Origin of the sequence: Allobosea sp. Root483D1 (genome assembly GCF_001429505.1) — a bacterium.
GTDB lineage: Bacteria > Pseudomonadota > Alphaproteobacteria > Rhizobiales > Beijerinckiaceae > Allobosea.
In genome coordinates, this window is sequence record NZ_LMJW01000023.1 from 281,125 (window position 1) to 298,107 (window position 16,983).

18 protein-coding genes are annotated in these 16,983 nt (G+C 63.2%); 13 read left to right on the plus strand and 5 right to left on the minus strand.

Annotation, left to right across the window (positions count from 1 at the left end):
* The first annotated feature begins 113 nt into the window (after positions 1-113).
* Positions 114-1,280: a tyrosine-type recombinase/integrase gene (locus ASE66_RS30395; protein ID WP_057193706.1), complete on the plus strand. Its 1,167-nt coding sequence runs from the start codon at positions 114-116 to the stop codon at positions 1,278-1,280.
* A 386-nt stretch (positions 1,281-1,666) separates the two neighbouring features.
* Here the strand turns inward: ASE66_RS30395 and ASE66_RS33005 are convergent, their stop codons facing one another.
* From ASE66_RS33005 to ASE66_RS32385, 5 genes are all read right to left on the minus strand, one after another.
* Positions 1,667-1,864 (minus strand): hypothetical protein, encoded by a 198-nt coding sequence (locus ASE66_RS33005; RefSeq protein WP_156412415.1) that lies wholly within the window; start codon positions 1,862-1,864, stop codon positions 1,667-1,669.
* Between the two features lie 412 nt (positions 1,865-2,276).
* A complete protein-coding gene (gene repC, locus ASE66_RS30400) occupies positions 2,277-3,506 on the minus strand; it encodes a plasmid replication protein RepC (RefSeq protein ID WP_057193707.1) in 1,230 nt (409 codons plus the stop codon).
* Positions 3,507-3,669: 163 nt separating this feature from the next.
* Positions 3,670-4,659: a plasmid partitioning protein RepB gene (gene repB / locus ASE66_RS30405; protein ID WP_057193708.1), complete on the minus strand. Its 990-nt coding sequence runs from the start codon at positions 4,657-4,659 to the stop codon at positions 3,670-3,672.
* 72 nt (positions 4,660-4,731) lie between these two features.
* Positions 4,732-5,919 (minus strand): plasmid partitioning protein RepA, encoded by a 1,188-nt coding sequence (gene repA / locus ASE66_RS30410; RefSeq protein ID WP_057193709.1) that lies wholly within the window; start codon positions 5,917-5,919, stop codon positions 4,732-4,734.
* Positions 5,920-6,266: 347 nt separating this feature from the next.
* Entirely contained in the window at positions 6,267-7,088 is an 822-nt protein-coding gene (locus tag ASE66_RS32385) for a LuxR family transcriptional regulator (protein WP_162262560.1), read from the minus strand.
* Between the two features lie 102 nt (positions 7,089-7,190).
* Between ASE66_RS32385 and ASE66_RS30420 the strand changes: the two genes are divergently transcribed.
* The 12 genes from ASE66_RS30420 to virB10 all read left to right on the plus strand — a co-directional run bounded on the left by ASE66_RS30420 (position 7,191) and on the right by virB10 (position 16,939).
* Positions 7,191-7,823 (plus strand): acyl-homoserine-lactone synthase, encoded by a 633-nt coding sequence (locus ASE66_RS30420; protein ID WP_057193711.1) that lies wholly within the window; start codon positions 7,191-7,193, stop codon positions 7,821-7,823.
* An 18-nt stretch (positions 7,824-7,841) separates the two neighbouring features.
* Positions 7,842-8,288 carry a hypothetical protein gene (locus ASE66_RS31785; protein WP_082613875.1) on the plus strand — a complete coding sequence of 149 codons (447 nt, stop codon included), beginning with the start codon at positions 7,842-7,844 and terminating at the stop codon, positions 8,286-8,288.
* Positions 8,288-8,851: a hypothetical protein gene (locus ASE66_RS30425; RefSeq protein WP_057193712.1), complete on the plus strand. Its 564-nt coding sequence runs from the start codon at positions 8,288-8,290 to the stop codon at positions 8,849-8,851. The genes ASE66_RS31785 and ASE66_RS30425 overlap by 1 nt, the downstream gene beginning before the upstream one ends.
* A gap of 76 nt (positions 8,852-8,927) precedes the next feature.
* Positions 8,928-9,218: a TrbC/VirB2 family protein gene (locus tag ASE66_RS30430; RefSeq protein WP_413814311.1), complete on the plus strand. Its 291-nt coding sequence runs from the start codon at positions 8,928-8,930 to the stop codon at positions 9,216-9,218.
* 9 nt (positions 9,219-9,227) lie between these two features.
* Complete coding sequence (locus ASE66_RS30435) at positions 9,228-9,569, plus strand: type IV secretion system protein VirB3 (RefSeq protein WP_057193714.1); 342 nt, start codon at positions 9,228-9,230, stop codon at positions 9,567-9,569.
* The gene (locus tag ASE66_RS30440; RefSeq protein ID WP_057193715.1) at positions 9,562-11,928 is read left to right on the plus strand and encodes a VirB4 family type IV secretion/conjugal transfer ATPase; all 2,367 of its coding nucleotides are present in this window, start codon (positions 9,562-9,564) and stop codon (positions 11,926-11,928) included. The genes ASE66_RS30435 and ASE66_RS30440 overlap by 8 nt, the downstream gene beginning before the upstream one ends.
* Complete coding sequence (gene virB5, locus ASE66_RS30445; protein ID WP_057193716.1) at positions 11,928-12,623, plus strand: P-type DNA transfer protein VirB5; 696 nt, start codon at positions 11,928-11,930, stop codon at positions 12,621-12,623. The genes ASE66_RS30440 and virB5 overlap by 1 nt, the downstream gene beginning before the upstream one ends.
* A gap of 297 nt (positions 12,624-12,920) precedes the next feature.
* Positions 12,921-13,883, plus strand: coding sequence for a type IV secretion system protein (locus tag ASE66_RS30450; protein ID WP_057193717.1), 963 nt, complete (start codon positions 12,921-12,923; stop codon positions 13,881-13,883).
* Positions 13,884-13,956: 73 nt separating this feature from the next.
* Entirely contained in the window at positions 13,957-14,244 is a 288-nt protein-coding gene (locus ASE66_RS30455) for a hypothetical protein (RefSeq protein ID WP_057193718.1), read from the plus strand.
* On the plus strand, positions 14,237-14,908 hold the full coding sequence (locus ASE66_RS30460) for a virB8 family protein (protein WP_057193719.1): 672 nt from the start codon (positions 14,237-14,239) through the stop codon (positions 14,906-14,908). Before ASE66_RS30455 ends, ASE66_RS30460 begins: the two co-directional genes overlap by 8 nt.
* 8 nt (positions 14,909-14,916) lie before the next feature.
* Positions 14,917-15,762 (plus strand): P-type conjugative transfer protein VirB9, encoded by an 846-nt coding sequence (gene virB9 / locus ASE66_RS30465; protein ID WP_057193720.1) that lies wholly within the window; start codon positions 14,917-14,919, stop codon positions 15,760-15,762.
* 10 nt (positions 15,763-15,772) lie between these two features.
* The gene (virB10, locus tag ASE66_RS30470) at positions 15,773-16,939 is read left to right on the plus strand and encodes a type IV secretion system protein VirB10 (protein ID WP_057193873.1); all 1,167 of its coding nucleotides are present in this window, start codon (positions 15,773-15,775) and stop codon (positions 16,937-16,939) included.
* The last annotated feature ends 44 nt before the right edge of the window (positions 16,940-16,983 follow it).

Below are 16,983 nucleotides of genomic sequence, written 5' to 3' on the forward strand. Positions count from 1 at the left end.
GATGGACATAGGCCCGGACATCGGCGATTCTGGCGCTCCAAACCGCCGCCGGCGACGTCAGTCGGTCGTCCGGTCGACGAAATCGGCCCGCGTCAGCCGCAGCAAGAGCGCCCATGACCTCGACATCCCTGCTCTCGGCCGAGACAGAAACGCGGCGCGCCCTGCAGCTCGACGCGCTCGCCGGCATTTTGCCGCTGGAGCGTCGCGACAAGCTGGCCACCATTCTGACCGATGATGATGTCGCGACGCTTCGGCACCTGGCCAAGGAGGGCATGGGCGAGAACTCGCTCCGCGCGCTGGCCTCGGATCTGGCCTATCTCGAAGCCTGGTCATTCGCTTCGACAGGCTCTGCCCTGCCCTGGCCGGCGCCCGAAGCGCTGGTGTTGAAATTCGTCGCCCATCATCTCTGGGATCCGACACAACGCGAAAGCGATCCCGCGCATGGCATGCCAGCCGAGGTCGACGCCGCCCTGCGCGCCGGCGACCATTTGCGCAGCGAGGGCCCCCACGCGCCCTCGACGGTCAAACGCCGCCTGGCGCATTGGGCGACCCTGCATCGTTGGAAGGGACTTGAAAGCCCGCTCGGCACGCCGGCGATCCGCACCAGCATGCGCCTTGCGGTCAGGGCCAGCGCAAAACCGCGCCGGCGCAAAAGCAAACGCGCGGTGACGCGCGACATTTTGGACCGCCTGATCGCGACCTGTCAGACCGACCGCCTCGCCGACACGCGCGATCTTGCCATCCTGCTCGTCGCCTTCGCCTCCGGTGGGCGCCGGCGCAGCGAGGTCGCGCGGTTACGCCTCGAGCAGCTCACCCTTGAGGCCGATGTCCCGCTCGATCCTGATGACCCAAACTCACCGCGCCTGCCCTGCATGGCGATCGCGCTGGGCCGCACCAAAACCGCTCAGGCCGACGATGATGCCCGGGTTCTGCTGATCGGGCCGCCCGTGGCGGCGCTGCGCGAATGGATCGAGCGCGCCGCCATCAAGACGGGGGCCGTGTTCCGGGCGATCGACCGCTGGGAGGCGATCGACGACCGCGCGCTGACGCCGCAGGCGATCAACCTGATCCTGAAGCGACGCTGCGCCATGGCCGGGCTCGAGCCGATCGAGTTTTCCGCGCATGGCCTGCGCTCTGGCTATCTCACTGAAGCGGCGCGCACCGGCGTCACCCTGCCCGCCGCCATGCGCCAATCCCAGCATCGCTCGGTCCAGCAGGCCGCGCGCTACTATAATGACGCCGACCAGGCGCTGGGCAAGGCCGCAAGGCTAGCGATCTGAGCCTCCTTTCGGGCCGTCAGCATGTTCCGGGCAATCCGCGGAGACGCTGCCGTGCCGAGGAGCGACAGCGCCCCAACGCACAGCTCGGCCAGGCGATCGCCTCGCCGAGGCGGCCGCTGGCGCCGATGACCTCTCGGAGGATGAGCTGGCGCTCTTGTCGGAGGTCTAGTTCAAGCTCGGCATGTTGGGCATCGTCATCATCGACCGGGATTGGATCGCCGATCAAGTCGAGTCGCGCCGGACTGCGACTGGATCAGCGGTCGTCGAACCAACACTAACCTCTACCGGCAGTGCCGCGGATCGAACCCGTGCGCCAGCGTGCGACCAGCGCACACAGGCCCTCGGGCGATTGCTGTTGCCAGGAGCATTCATCCGACCGCGGGCAGTCAAAAGTGCGACGACGCATCGGATCGCTCGGCGTGGCCACGCACCACCCTCCCTACGCTCGCCATCGCGATCTTGCCGGTCGCCACGCGTCCAGCTTGACAGATCGCGCCATCGAACCAGCGACACGCTTCCCGTGCGCACGGCGCATTCACCGCGCCGTTCCAGCTCGATCCACCGGCCGCGAACAGCAGGTACATCGTCGCCGGGGAAAATCTAGCACTTTTCATGGGGAATCCGAGCTCGCTACGCTATCCCCGCTTCCTGCAGCGCTGACAGCGACTGCGGGAGACGAACAATCTCTTTCGACCCGCAGCGACAACCCCTGCCCCGACAGCCAAGTCTCTCCCTCGACCGCGCGCACGGGTCCGATGCCCTTTTCTTGCTCGAGCTCGACGCGGCTATAGGCCACCGCGATCCGCCCCAGATTGACCGCCCTGTCACGCATCGACCGTCACCGAGCGGCGCATGGCGTTCCGAAAGCAGTACGGTCAGGATTGCCCGCGACAGTTTTATCATGCCCTCCATCACAGCCCCTCCTAACGCCTCCCGCAAGGCCTCGATCACCTGCGGCCAAGCATCCCAAGAGAGCGTGGCCGCGTGGCAGCAGTCTCAGGCCCGCTTCTTTTCGCGTCGCCGGCTGCCTATCAACGCCATCAGCATCGGCCCAAGCGAAAACTCGGCCGCTTGCGCCTTTCGCGTCAACTCGCGCAAATAGCCGCCGGCGCTGGTGATCGCCTCGCCGCGTTGCAGGATCGCCGCCACTACGATCGAGGCCTGAACTTCGTCCATTATGCCGATGGCGTCTTCCCAGGCACTCGGGCTGATCCCCAGCATCGGCCGGACGACAGCGACCGTCGCCAAAAAGTCGCGCCAGTTCGCAATCCCGCCCCTCGAATAGTCGATCAGGTCCGGGCAGGCGTCCAAAACCATCCCCAGCGGGAACGTCCCTTCCGGCATCCGCTTCGGTTCCGGCACGATCTCCAAACCACCCCCCCTGCTTTCTGGAAAGCTAGGTTCAAGATCAGGAAGGGAGTCTGGATTTGAATTCTGTATGTGACGCTCAATATGAGACTCATTGCCGCTCATATTTTGAACTTTGATATGATTTTCCAGTAGGTTGAGGATTTCGTCGGCCAGCAGCGAGAGTTCCTCGGCAATCGGCTCCAGCGTCAGACGCGTCGCGCTGCGCGGAATCCGCGCCATGATATCGCGATAGAGCTGGTGAATCTCGGCCCACTCGGCAGGGCCCTGGCCACCGTGCCGCGTCGGGACGCCCTCCTCGAGCCCCGTCGCGATCATCTTGACGATGTCGCGCCGGCAGATCGTGATCCGCTCCCGGACCAGGCGTAGCGCCCGGGCTTCGGTCTCGACCTCGTCGGCCAGGGCTTCGAATTCCTCAGACCGCACGACCAGAGGGGCGAGATCGAAGCCGAAAGCGAGCTCGATCTCGCCTGCCCTGCCCTTACGGGCATAGCGCTTGCCGTTGGGGCTATCGCGCCGGATGATCAGCCCGGTATCGACCAGGGCCGCCAGATGGCGCCGGAGCGTTGCCATCGGCATCCCGTGCGCCCGCAAGGAGAGCTGCTGGTTCGATGGGAAAACAACGAGGCCTTCACCGGTCAGAACGGTTTCGGGGTGAAAGGACAACAGCGCGTCCAAGACAGCCAGGGCGCGCTCTGGGACGCCGAGCGCGTTCTTGGCCGTGCAGATCGCGCGGAAGATGTTCCATTTGTGAACCGCTTTCTCCGGCGGCCGTGTCTTTGCGCTCGCCTGACTTGCCACATGCGCAAGCGTCAGCGATCGCCGCCCGAAGGGCGTCGTCGAGAGTCGTGAGTCCATGATCCCTGCCGTTTTTAGGGCAAAGGAAAACGGCTCGCCGAAACGGCGCGGAATCTCGCAAGAGACTCTTGACGGTGATTCGTGGAAGTGCGATTCTGCGTTTGCTTAGGACACAGAGAAGGGCTTCCGGAACATCGTTTCGGGGGCCTTTTTCTTTTGCGGGCTAATCTCCGTTTGTGGTTGCACCCGCCCGACGCCTGAAATCATCGTACAGACGATCCAGATTATCGGACAAATATTGGCCGAACGCCTTGGCATCCGGTCCCTTGGCCTTAATCGCCAAAGTGAATTTTCGCCCCTCGGCCAGCATCTCCGCCGCGACGGCACCGTCGCTTGGAGTCCACCTTTGCTTATCGGGTTCGCTGCGGCTGCGGCTCTGTTTTGCCTTGAGGCGGCGTTCAACAGCAGCGAAGCGCTCTTCTGTGGGGAGTTCTGCAAAGCCTTCGGCATCGACCACGGCGATTGCCGCCTCGTAATGCGATGGGCGTTCGAGCAGCAGCTTCAAATCATACCAACGATCGCGGCCGATACCCTTCGCCGGTCCGATTGCCCGCAGCACCTTTTCGGGAAGGCTCGCGACGGAGAGCATCTTCGAAAGGGTCGACCTGTCCAGGGCAAGAGCGGTCATGACGATGGCGTTGTCATCGTCATAACGCAGCTTCGCCAGTTTGGACGCATACAACGCCTTTTCGATGAAGGAGAGATTCGCGCGGGCCGAATTCTCCTGGCCCTGGGCAACCACGTGTTCCTGGTCCTTCATCTCCTTGATGACGGCCCGGACCTTGCGGCCGAGGAGCTTGGCGACTTTCAGGCGGCGATGGCCGAAGACCACCATATAGCGCTGGCTCGAGACCGGGTGAGGGCGCACGAGAATCGGGCTGTCCTGCCCGCGCGCGCGGATCGCTTCCAGGATCTCATTGAAGTCCTGCTCGTTCTCTTCGAGTCGATCCTTGACGAAGGAGGGATCGACGGTATCGGGATCGAGTTCGACTATAGGCTCGCCTTCCATGAGCCTGTCGGCGCGCGCAGTGATCTCGTTGAGCGAATTCAGGAAGGATTTCGACGCACCCTTGATTGCATAGTCAAGCGCGGGCTGCTTCTCAGAAGGAGCATCCTCGGTCATCAGGTTTGCGAAGGGATTTTTACGAGCCACTCCGCGGCCTCCTCATGGGGCGCATGCCCTTGAAATAGAAGTTGTTTTTGTCCGTTTTTACGGCGGTCAACATCACAGCCGCCCCCATGCCTGATGGATGAGACCTTGCACTTCGAAATTGACTGCATCCATGCACTCGATCGCGCGATCATATGTTTCGCGCGTGAAGTTCGCTCGCTCCACCTCATAGAGCGTCTGCTTAGTCAAACCGGCATCTGAAATCGCGGTCGACTTCACCATCTGCGCCTTAAGCATTTCCGCTGCGAGCATGCTCTGCATGAGGCCAAGCATCTCGACCTGCGGCACGTCCGTCGGCTCGAAGCGGGTGATGAGATAGCGCAGCCAGTCCATGCGAACTTCGGCTCCTGCGTCCTTGATGGTCTTGGCTATATTCCCGAGCATCAGCAGGAACTGGCTCATGGACATCAGATCCAGCATCTGCGGATGAACTGTGATGAGAACCGATGTCGCCGCGATCAGCGCCGTTAGCGTCAGGTAGCCGAGTTGGGGCGGGCAATCGACGACGACGACGTCATAGGAGGAATCGACCTCCTTCAGCGCGTTACCGAAACGCGTGAAGAAGCGCTTGCCCTCAGCCGAATTCTGCATCGCCAAAGGCGTGTCGTATTCGTATTCCTGAAGCTCAAGGTTTGCAGGAATGACGTCCAGTGATGGGAAGTTCGTCGGCAGGATAACGTCCCGAATGGACTTGCGCTGTTCATCGTAACGGATTGCGTCATAAAGCGAGGGGTTCTTGTCGAGCTCCGGCTGAAATCCATACAACGCCGATAGTGAAGCTTGCGGATCGAGATCGACGGCGAGGACCCTGTGGCCAGTCAATGCGAGGTGCTGCGCCAGATGTGCCGCCGTCGTGGTCTTGCCCGAGCCTCCCTTGAAGTTGACGACGGCGATGACCTGCAGCTTCTCACCCGGCTTGCGGTGAGGGACGTATTTCTTGACCTCTGACCGACCGTTCTTATCGAGATAATGACGCAGCTCGAGCATTTGCTCTGCGGTATAGAAGCGGCGCCCGCCGGCGCCGGTCGAAGGCTTCGGCCCTTTGCCTTCGAGATGAAGGCGCTTGAGATTGTTGGGACTGACGCCCAGATAGTGGGCTACCTCCGCCATGGGGAAACGCCTCAGCGTCTTCTGGGCATTGGGCGGAAATTTCTCCAAGCGAAGTTGATTAAGCTTGCGCGAGATCTCCGCGCCCTGTTGGAGAATTTTATCGTCAAACTCGAACGGAGCGAGGGCGTTCATATTTCGGATGCCTGGGACCAAATAGCGCCAATTCGGCAACTTTCGCCGATTTGTCGCCAGTATGTCCGATTCGCCCGCTCGCACAACAAAAATCAGGTTAATGGAATCTTAATGCACGAGCCTGTGTAGCACCTCCAACACGAGCTCTATTTCGAGTTCCTTTGCAAAAACAGCATACTCGGAGAATGCCGATCCGCCCTTGTGCTCAATAGCCTGTCGTGGAAAGCCATTGATCAAGCCGGCAACCATGACGCTGAACGCCTTACATCGTGAGCTTTTCAGGGAAACATTTCCGACTCAGATCGCCAACAGCCATCGAAACGCACAGTTGTAGCGGCGATCGAGCTTCACGTTATCGTCCCGCCTTGGAGCGCAATAGCCACCGCCTGCGGCAGGGTCTCGGCGCCGAGCCTTACTCGCGCATTGTCGAGGTGGAACTTCACCGCCCGTGGTGTGACTCCAATGATCATCGCGGTCGCCTCCATCGATTTGCCGCGAGCAGCCCAAGTGAGACATTCTCGCTCGCGCTGGGTCAACGGCACAGCCTCATTGCGCGGAGACCGCAGCACCAATTTGGCATCTGCATGAGCGTGGAATGTCAGCCCGATCAGTTGGACGATGTCGTTCGCTTCCGTGACCATCCTTCCATGCGCTGAACTGACCTCGTCGACTGCGAAGGTGAAGGCGGCGAACCGATTGAAGCCGCCGGTGATCGCAACCGAAACGCCATGGCGGATGCCGAATTCATCGGCGTCGTCGAAGAGCCGCTTTTGGGCGCGCAGCGGAAATCGACGTGCAGCTTCGCGGGTCCATTGCAGGGTCGAGCGGCCGCTTCGGGCAAAGGCGATCACCGGATCGACATCCTCATAGCCCTCGGCGAAATAATGCTCGCTCCATCGCTTGGGATAAGACGAGATCAAAACCGGATCGAGATCGCCGAGGCCGAGATAGGCGAAGTACCGGAAGCCCATTCTCTCCGCGACTCGCCGGCCGACGCGCTCGAACTCCGCTTCTCCTGCCGACGAATGCAGGCCGTCGACCAGCTCCTGATAAGCCAATTCCACCGATTTCATCGGGCTTCCTTGAATGAGGTCGCCTTGTTTCGCGCGCCTGATGATCCTCTTGCGTTTGATGCGAACGGCTTTGCCTGAAAGATGCGGCGAGAACACGGCCACAACTTTAGAGGGAACCCACCTGTCACATCCGACAGGTCCGATCGGTCGCCGCCTCTGGTTGATTAGCCTGGAGATCAACGCGATTCGGAGGCAACCATGCAGATCGTCGAACTGAGGCGCGCCGGGCATTGCGCAAACGTCTCGCTGCTCACAGGCATGCACCGCTTGCGGCGAAAGGTCTTCAAGGACAGGCTTGACTGGTCGGTTGCTGCCACAGGCGACCTCGAGACCGATTATTTGGACACGCAAGATGCGACCTATCTCGTGGTCGCCGATCGTGGTTGCGTGTTGGGATGCGTCCGGCTGTTGCCGACCACGGGCCCGAACATGCTGGCCGACACGTTCTCGGAGCTTCTGGACGACGCAGCTGCGCCTCGCTCCAACCTCGTCGCGGAAAGCTCGCGCTTCTGTGTCGATACCGAACTCACCACCACAGCGAAGGGGGGCCTGCGGCGAGCGACGTTCATGCTCTTCGCCGCGATGCTCGAATGGGCCGACGCGAGGGGATTGACGTCCATCGCGACAGTAACTGACCTGCGGATGGAGCGCATTCTGCGCCGCGCCGGATGGAGCTTGCAGCGTCTGGGGAAGCCCCGCCGCATCGGATCAACAGTTGCGGTCGCCGGCTTGCTGCCGGTCGAGAATTGCGCCCTCGAAGCAATCCGCCGCAACGGCGACCTGGCCGTGCCGGTTCTTCCGATCGATGTGCCGCTGCCAATGGCCGCGTGATAGGCGCGGATCAACCAGATGATCAAAACCATAGTGTTTGCGGCCGGGCTCGCCGGCCTCTCGATCGGCGCCGCACGCGCGGACGAGTGGGGCTGCACCGTTCTGCTCTGTCTCGCCAATCCCGGTGGTCCAGCGCAGTACGCGGCCTGCGTGCCGCCAGTGACAAAACTCTGGTCACATCTTAAGCGGGGAGGGGCCTTTCCCACTTGCTCAGGCGAGGGATCAAGCACGTCGCCGGTGGGCTACGATCCATACGAGCCATGCCATGACGGCTATCTGATGCGCGAGCTTGGGCGCGATGGCACAGTACGGCCGGCATGTGTCTCGGTGAAGCCGGTTCGCGAGTGCGACAGCACAGACGTGGCCTGCCAGCCGCATGATGTGCAGGCGATCCGCCATCGCGCCCAACCCAATTTCATCGACGTCACTGGCCCGGACGGCGTCAGCACACGAGTGTGGTTCTGATGGAGGCGACCGACATCACCGTGATGATCGAGCACTGCACACCGCCCGTGCTTGCACGGCCCGTCGCCGCGATCCTCAGGCAGGCGAGCGCGTTCGAGCCTTTGCTCGTCACGATTGCCGGCAAGCGGCCGATCAGAATCCTGGCGGAGTCCAAGCCAGAAGCGATCGCGCTCGCCAGTGAAGCGGTCGTGGCGGGACAGGCGGTGCGCGTTGGTCTGGCCCAACTCGATAGCCGGGATCTCAAGGAAGCCGGGCTCACCATGGCCGCGGCCTTCGACCCTTGCACCCATATCGGCGCCGTCGGGCGCGCCTTCGAGAACCGCAAGGCGAAAATGGTCGGTCGTGGCGTCGGCGCGGCTCCGGCGGCTGAGCAGGCGATCGCTTCGTTCAAGGTCGCGCAGACTGAAAAGCCCGCATCGTCTGCGGCGGCCAAGCTGGGCACCGAGACAGGTTCGAGCGAGCCGGAACCTCCTCAGGAGGGCATCGCATCCGCCAAGGACCCGCCGTCCTGGAACGTCTATGGCACGCGGCGCCGCGCGTCCCTGCTGATCTACAGCCGCTGAACACGCCGATTTCGATCCCACGGCCGCCCGACATCGCGCGGCACCGAACACTCATGCCCGGAGACCTTCCATGCCTATGCCGCTTCGCGCCTGCGCCGCGCCCGCAACGATGGCTGCGGTTCTCACACTCCTCGTCGTGGAACCGGCGCTAGCTCAGACCGCCAACATCGAAGGCGTGCTGCAAAACATCGTCACGATGCTGACCGGCAATGTCGCGCGCCTGCTGGCGACACTCGCCGTGATCATCGTCGGCATCGCTTGGATGTTCGGCTATCTCGACCTTCGCAAGGCCGCCTATGTCGTGCTCGGCGTCGCCATCGTCTTCGGCGCCTCCGAAATCGTCTCGACCCTGACCGGCGGCGCCTGAGTTCGGCTGATGACGATCGAGCCCGAGCGCCTGACCGAAGACACGCTGTTCCTCGCCTGCACCAGGCCTGCGATGATCGCGGGCGTGACGATGGAGGCGATGGCCATCAACGTGATGGCGTCCTGCATCCTGTTTTTGATGGCGGGCTCGATCGTCTACGGGCTGATCGCCTTGCCGATCCATATGATCTGCCGCGCGATCTGCCGGCACGACCCGAACCAGTTTCGGCTGTTAGTCGCCTGGCTCGAAACACGCGGCCGTGCGCGCAACGGCGCGGTCTGGGGCGGCTCGTCGCCGACGCCGTTGCGCTTGTTGCGTCGCTTCAAGGTCCATGAGGTGGCAAATGGCTGAGGCCGCCCGCCTGAGGGCTCGCGAGATCGAGCCCGATGTTCATCTTCCTTACGTCCGGCACGTGACCGACACGGTGATCAGCCTGTCGACGCGGGCGCTGATGACCACGATCCAGCTCGACGGCATCGCCTTCGAGACAGCCGATACCGGCTCTCTCAACGATCTCCATGCAAAGCTCAACCTGACGCTACGCAATCTCGCCGACGACCGGCTGGCGCTCTGGACGCATCTGATCCGGCGGCGCGATGACGGCTATCCGGAGGGCTCTTTCTCTTCCGTCTTCGCGCGCGATCTCAACCATGGCTATCGCGGGGCCATCCGGAATGCCGACCTTTTCCGCAACGAGCTTTACCTCACGATCGTCTGCCATCCCGGGCGCGATCGGACGGAAGGCGCCGCAAGGTTTGTTTCCCGTCTCGGCCAGGCGCGCCGCAGGGGAGGGGAGGTCGATGCCGCTTCCCTCAAGCGGCTGAACGATGCCGCGCGCGACATCGTCGCGGCGCTCGGCCGCTATGGCGCGACGCAGGTAGGCATCGTCGAGCGCGACAGCCTCTTGTTCTCCGAGCCGATGCAGTTGCTGCACCTGCTGGCATCGAGCGAGGAACTGCCGACTGCGCTGCCGGCGGGCCGGATCGGCTCGGCGATCTACACCAACCGTGTGATTTTTGGCCGCGAGGCAATCGAGGTTCGGGCGGCAGGCGGCTCTCTTTATGCTGGCATGTTCGGCCTGAAGGAATACCCGGCCTCGACCAAGCCCGGCATGCTGAATGGCCTGCTCTCGGCTCCGTTCGCGTTCGTGCTGTCTCAAAGCTTCGCCTTCCTGTCGAAGGCCAACGCCAAGACCGTGCTGACTCGCAAGCAGAACCAGCTCGTCTCGACGCGGGACGTCGCCGCGTCCCAGATCGGCGACCTCGACGACGCGCTAGACGATCTCGAATCCAACCGCTTCGTCATGGGCGACCACCACCTCTCGCTGCTGGTGCGCGGCGACAGTCCAAAAGGGCTGATGGAAACGATGGCGCAGGCGCGACGCGTCCTGTCCGAAGCCGGGGCGGTGGTCGCGCGCGAGGATCTTGGGTTGGAAGCGGCCTACTGGGCGCAGATGCCGGGCCTGTTCAAGCACCGGGCGCGGTCGGGCGCGATCACCTCACGCAATCTTGCGGCGCTGTCGCCATTCCACAGCCATCCGGCCGGCAAACCCGATGGCAATCACTGGGGGCCGTCCGTCGCCATGCTGAAGACGGCGTCGGGCTCGCCCTATCATTTTTCGTTCCATACCGGCGATCTCGGTAACACCTTAATTTGCGGCCCATCGGGCTCCGGCAAGACGGTGCTGCAGAACTTCCTGCTGGCTCAGGCGGAAAAGTTCGGCTGCCAGCGCGTGATGTTCGACAAGGATCGTGGAGCCGAACTTTTTGTGCGCGCCTCGGGCGGAACATATCTCACGCTGAAGAATGGCGTTTCCACAGGCTGCGCGCCGTTGAAGGCGCTCGAGCTGACGCCAGCCAATCTCGCTTTTTTGGGCGAGCTCGCCCGAAAACTCGTCACGGTCGAGGGCAAGCCGCTTTCCGTCGTCGATGAGGAGCGGATCGATTCCGGCCTGGAGGCGATGCGGGCGTTGCCTCGGCAGGAGCGGTCGCTATCGGCGCTGCGCGCCTTCCTGGGGCAGCAAGATCGCGAGGGCATCGGCGCCAGGCTCGAGCGCTGGTGCAAGGGCTCTCCGCTCGGCTGGGTCCTCGATGCCGACGAAGACGCGATCACGCTGAATGCGGACTTCATTGGCTTCGACATGACCGATGTGCTCGATCACCCGGTCGTGCGCACACCGCTGATGATGCTGCTGTTTCATCGCGTCGAGCAGCTCATCGATGGCCGCCGAATCATCATCGACATCGACGAATTCTGGAAGGCGCTCGGCGACGACGCATTTCGTGCGCTGGCTAACGACAAGCTCAAAACGATCCGGAAGCAGAACGGAGTGATGGTGTTTGCGACGCAGTCGCCTCGCGACGCGCTGGCCTCTCCGATCGCCCACACCATCGTCGAGCAGTGCCCGACGCAAATCTTCATGCCGAACCCGCGCGGCACGCGCTCCGACTATGTCGATGGCTTCCACCTGACGGAGACGGAGTTCCGCCTGATCAAGGAGGAACTGTCGGCCGAGAGCAGGCGCTTCCTGATCAAGCAGAACGGCCAGTCCGTCGTCGCCGAGCTCGATCTCGGCGGCATGGATGATGCGCTCGCCGTGCTGTCGGGTCGCACAGAGACTGTCGAGCTGCTCGACCGCATCCGTGCGGAGACCGGTGACGACCCAGCAGCATTCCTTCCCCGTTTCCACGCCGAGCGACGGAGAGCCTGATGAAACTCGCCCATGCGATGATCCTTGCCGGCCTTGCCGGATGGCCCGCAGCCGGCTTCGCCCAGCAAGGGGTCCCGGTGTTCGACGCCGGCGCGATCGCAAAACATGTCGAGCAGATTGGCAAGCTGGCCCAGCAGATCAAGACGATGCAGGCGCAGCTGACCCAGGCCAAGCAGCTCTATGAGTCCTTCAACAAGCTGACCGACGTCAACGATATCGCCTCGCTCCTGAGCAGCTCGGAGTTCCGTAAATACTTGCCGAAGGAGTTCGGCGAGATTGAAAGGCTGGTCTCCGGGACCGGAACCGGTTCGCTCACAGGCGAGGTCGGTCGCTATCTCGATCAGAACCGCGCCTACCAGGGCGGCGACGCGAATTCATTCTATCGCAGCGAACTCGATCGCATCGCGCGCCAGACCGGCGCCAAGCATTCAATCGGCCAGAGCGTCTACGACACAGCTTCAAAACGCATCGACGGGCTGGAGGAGCTTCGCCAGAAGATCACGACGGCCAAGGACGCCAAGGACGTGCTCGACCTATCTGCCCGCATTCAGGCCGAGCAGGCCATGCTGCAGAACGAGGTTCTTCGCATGCAGGGCCTCGCCATGGTCCAGCAGGCGCGCGGCGACATGGATGGACAACGCCAGAAAGAGCGCGAGCGGCAGTTCATCGACGAGATGAAGGCCGCCTTGCAATGAAGAGAGTGTCGATTCCGTTGGGCGCTGCACTTCTTCTTGCAGGATGTGGCGAGCAGCCGGCGAGACATCGGACGGCGCCCGTACCAGTCCAGAGCGTCTCGTCAATCGCGTTACGGCACCGACGGTCATCTGGTTTCTTGAAAACCCAGAGGCGCTTGAGAGCACTTGGAAGCTCTGCCGGACGAACCCCGGCGAACACGGCCTCAAAAGCGCATGCGTCAACGCCGACCAAGCGAATGAGCGAGTGCTCGTGCTTGGCCGGAGCGCGCGCTCAATTCCATGGAGCCTTGATCAGACATGGCCATCACGATCTTCGACGACTTCCTGAAGGAGTTCGAACAGCCGATTACGACCTTTGTGTCGTCGTCGGTCTCAAACCTCGCGTCTTTTGTCGACGGCCCGCTGCGCGTGGCTGTTTTGCTCTATGTGGTGCTCTATGGGTTCGCCGTCATGCGCGGCGCAATCGCCGAACCGATCCAGGAGTTTGCCTGGCGAGCCATGAGGCTTGTCCTCATCGTGCTCCTTGCATCGAATGCGAGCTCCTTTCAGCAATACGTTACCAACCTCTTCTTCACATCGTTGCCGAAAGAGATCGGGAACGCGTTAGCCGGAACCGCTCTCGACACTTCTTCCGGCCAGCCGTTCGATCGTCTGCTCACAAAGGGGATCGAGGTATCCCAGAAAATCTATGAACAAGCCGGACTGACCACGATAGCGCCCGCACTTGTTGCGGCGATCCTCGCAGTTTTCACGGCGGTCTCCGGCTTCTTGCAGTTCGCAATCCTGCTTTACGCCAAAATCGGCTTGGCGGTCGTCATCGCGCTCGGGCCAATTTTCATCGCATTGGCATTATTCGATGCGACGCGACCATTCACCGAAGCTTGGACCCGGCAAGTCGCAAACTTTCTGATTCTGCATGTTCTCGTCGTCGCGCTCGTCGGGCTGATGCTTACATCGGTCCAGGGCTTCGTCGAGAAGTACGGCGCGGGCACGACGACGGGCGGCGGACTGATGGTCGGCGCTGTCGCGATCAGCGCGGTGCTTGGCCTCGCTGCGTACATTGCCCTGCAACTCCCCGCCATCGCAGGCGGCCTGGCCGGAGGCGGCGCCTCGCTCGCGGCCAGGGTTGTTACCAGCGCCATCACCGCGAACGCCGCCTCGGCCGCTGTCGGCGCTTATGCCGGCGCCCAGGCCGCCGCCACTCGAACAGCCGCTCGTATCCGCGCCCGTCGTCAGGGCGGCGAGATCAGACGCGTCTGAATTCACCTCCCACGCCAGGAACAACAGCATCCGCCCAAGGTGGCGAAGAAGGGGTCGTTCAATGAGATGTCGCGTGATCACTAGCATTGTGCTGGCCATGGCGGTGACGGGCTGCGCAGGCTGGAACAAGGGCGCGCCGTCATGCGACGGCTCCGCCAAACGCCCTCTCAACCGCTCGCTCTGGGATTGGGAGACCAAGCCTGCCGCGATCCCCACACCGGACCTGCCGCCGGTCAAGCGGCTCGGTCGAGCGGAGCCGTTCGGGGTTGGCAGCCAGGTCGCGCAGGTGTGGGGCGAGGGGGCATCGTTCGACATCGCGCGATCGTTCCTGCCCTGCAGGGAGGCCTCGCGCCATGGTTAGGCCCGACGACCTGAAGGACTATTTCGACAATGCGCGGCGTTGGGAACAGGATCTGCTTCTGACGGCGCAGCGATCAAAGCGGCTGGCCTGGTTCGTGGCGACGGCAGCCTGCGTGCTCGCGACCGCCGCCGTCGGCGCGGTCGCGGCGCTTGCGCCCCTGAAGACCGTCGAGCCCTTCGTCATCCGCGTCGACAACGCGACCGGCATCGTCGAGACGGTCTCGGCGCTTGGCGCGTCGCCGCGCAGCTATGACGAGGCAGTCACCAAGTATTTCCTCGGCCGCTACGTCCGCTCGCGCGAGGGCTATAGCCAGGCCGAGGCTGCGAGCAATTTCCAGACGGTAGCGTTGTTGTCGTCGCAAGCCGAACAGGCGCGCTTCGCCGCCGTCTATCGCGGCTCGAACCCGGAAAGCCCGCAGGTGTTGCATGGTCGGTTCGGCGTCGCCGAGGTCCGAATCAAGGCGATATCGCTGCTTGCCGACAATCTCGCCTCAGTCCGCTTTTTGAAGCAGAGCCGCAAGGGCGACGAGACCACCATCACGCATTGGATCGCGACGCTGACCTTCGCCTATGTCAACGCGCCGGTCTCCTCGACCGATCGCCTGATCAACCCGCTCGGCTTCCTTGTCTCGGAATACCGCGCCGATCCGGAGGTCGCGCCGTGAGCCGTGCCATGCTCGCTATTCTCCTCATGGCGCTCGCGCTCGGCCTCGGCCTGCCTTCTGTCGCGCTACAACTCCCGACTGCCGGCGCGCGCGACGAGCGCGTGCGCTTCGTCGCCTATGATCCGGCCAATGTCGTCAAGGTCAACGGCGTGATCCGGGCTTCGACCCAGGTGATCTTTGCCGAGGATGAGGAGATCGCCCATGTCGCGATCGGCGACTCGATCGCCTGGGAGGTCGCCCCGGCCGGCTCGATCCTTTTCGTCAAACCCCGCGAAAAACACCCGCCAACCAATCTGCAGGTCGTGACGACAAGGCGCGATGGGCGCAAGCGCTCCTACCAGTTCGAGCTCTCGATCACCGAAGCCTCGCTGAAGGAGAGCTATTTCGTCGTGAAATTCTCATACCCGAGCGACGAAGCTGATCGCCGCCGCGCGGAGAACGAGGCGCGCGGCCAGCAGCGCGAAAGCGCGGTCATCGAACAGACTTTTGACTTGCACCAGCAATATGGCGCCCGCAACTGGCGCTTCTCGGCGCAAGGACCGGCCGACCTCGAGCCGGACGGCGTCTTCGACGACGGCAAGGTCACGAGCTTTCGCTTCGCGGGCAACCGCGAGGTGCCGGCGATCTACATGGTCGGGTCGGACGGCGAGGAAAGCCTCGTGCCGAAGGATGTTCGCGGCGAGGTCGTCGTCGTCCATGCGACTGCGCGCGAGTTCCGGCTGCGCCGCGGCACGGAGGTTCTGTGCATCTTCAACGAAGCCTTTGACGCCGTCGGTGTGAGCCCGGGCACGGGCACAACGAGCCACAGCATCGCGCGCACCCAGAAGCAGGGTGCGCCTGCGCGCCGCCGCTGAAGAGGACGACATGACCGATCAGAACACGTCATCTGGTGTCGAAGGCGAACGCGGCATCACGCCGGTCTCCGGGCCGGTCGAGGGGCAGGGGCGGGCGCTCGCCAAGCGCGGCATCGGCGCAGCCGCGCTGATCGCCTTCTCCGTGCTGGTGATCTGGAGCACCTGGAAATCCGAAAAGCCTGCAGAGCAGGGCGGCACTAAACCGATCATTCGCCAGACCACGGCCTTCGAGCCCGCGCGAGAGCCACCGGCGCCTGTCCCCGTCCAGCAGGCGGCGGTGCCGGTTCTGCCGCCTCAGCTCGCACCCGCAGCAGCACCGCCGCAAACCGACAAACTGATGGAGAGCGCCAGGCGCGCGCCGGTCCTCGCTTTCGATCGACCGGGTCGCGGATCGTCAGGCGACGGGGCAGGGCAGGGGGCTTCCTTGCCCGGCTCGCCCCTGCTCGCCGGGGCTGCCGAACCGCGCAACGAACTGAGCGAAAAACTCAAGGCCACGACCATCGAGGGGGTGCGCGCCGCGCGCCTGCCCAACCGCAATCTCCTGGTGACACAGGGCACCGCCATCCCCTGCGTGCTTGAGACGGCGATGTCGTCGGATGTGCCGGGTTTCGTTTCCTGCGTCGTTTTGCGCGATGTCCTCTCGGATTCCGGCCACGTCGTCTTGATGGAGAAGGGGACGCAGGTCATCGGCGAATATCGCGGCCAGGTCCGGAAGGGCTCCAGGCGCATGTTCGTGCTCTGGGCCCGCGCCAAAACTCCAACCGGCGTCATCGTCGCGCTGGCTTCGCCCGCAACCGACGCGCTCGGCCGCGCCGGCTTCGACGGCGAGATCGACACGCATTTCTGGGAGAGGTTCGGAGCGGCGCTGCTGCTCTCGATCGTCAGCGACGCCGCCGCGATCGGTCGCCAGCAGCTCGAAGCCGCCGAGATCGAAATCCGCAACACGTCCGGCGCGGCCAACACCGCTGCCGGTATCGCCGTCGAGCGTTCGATCGACATCCCGCCGACGCTGAACAAGAAACAGGGTGAACGGGTCAGCATCTTTGTCGCCCGCGATCTCGATTTCTCCAACGTCTATGATCTCAAGCGCATCGAAAGTCGGTCGCGGATTCTCGATCGCACTGTGCAAGGTATCGATGCAGGTTTGGCTCCTGGCTCACGGGTCACGAAGCCATGACCTGCCTCGCGGCCGTGCCAGTCGAGGCCGACGATATCATCGCA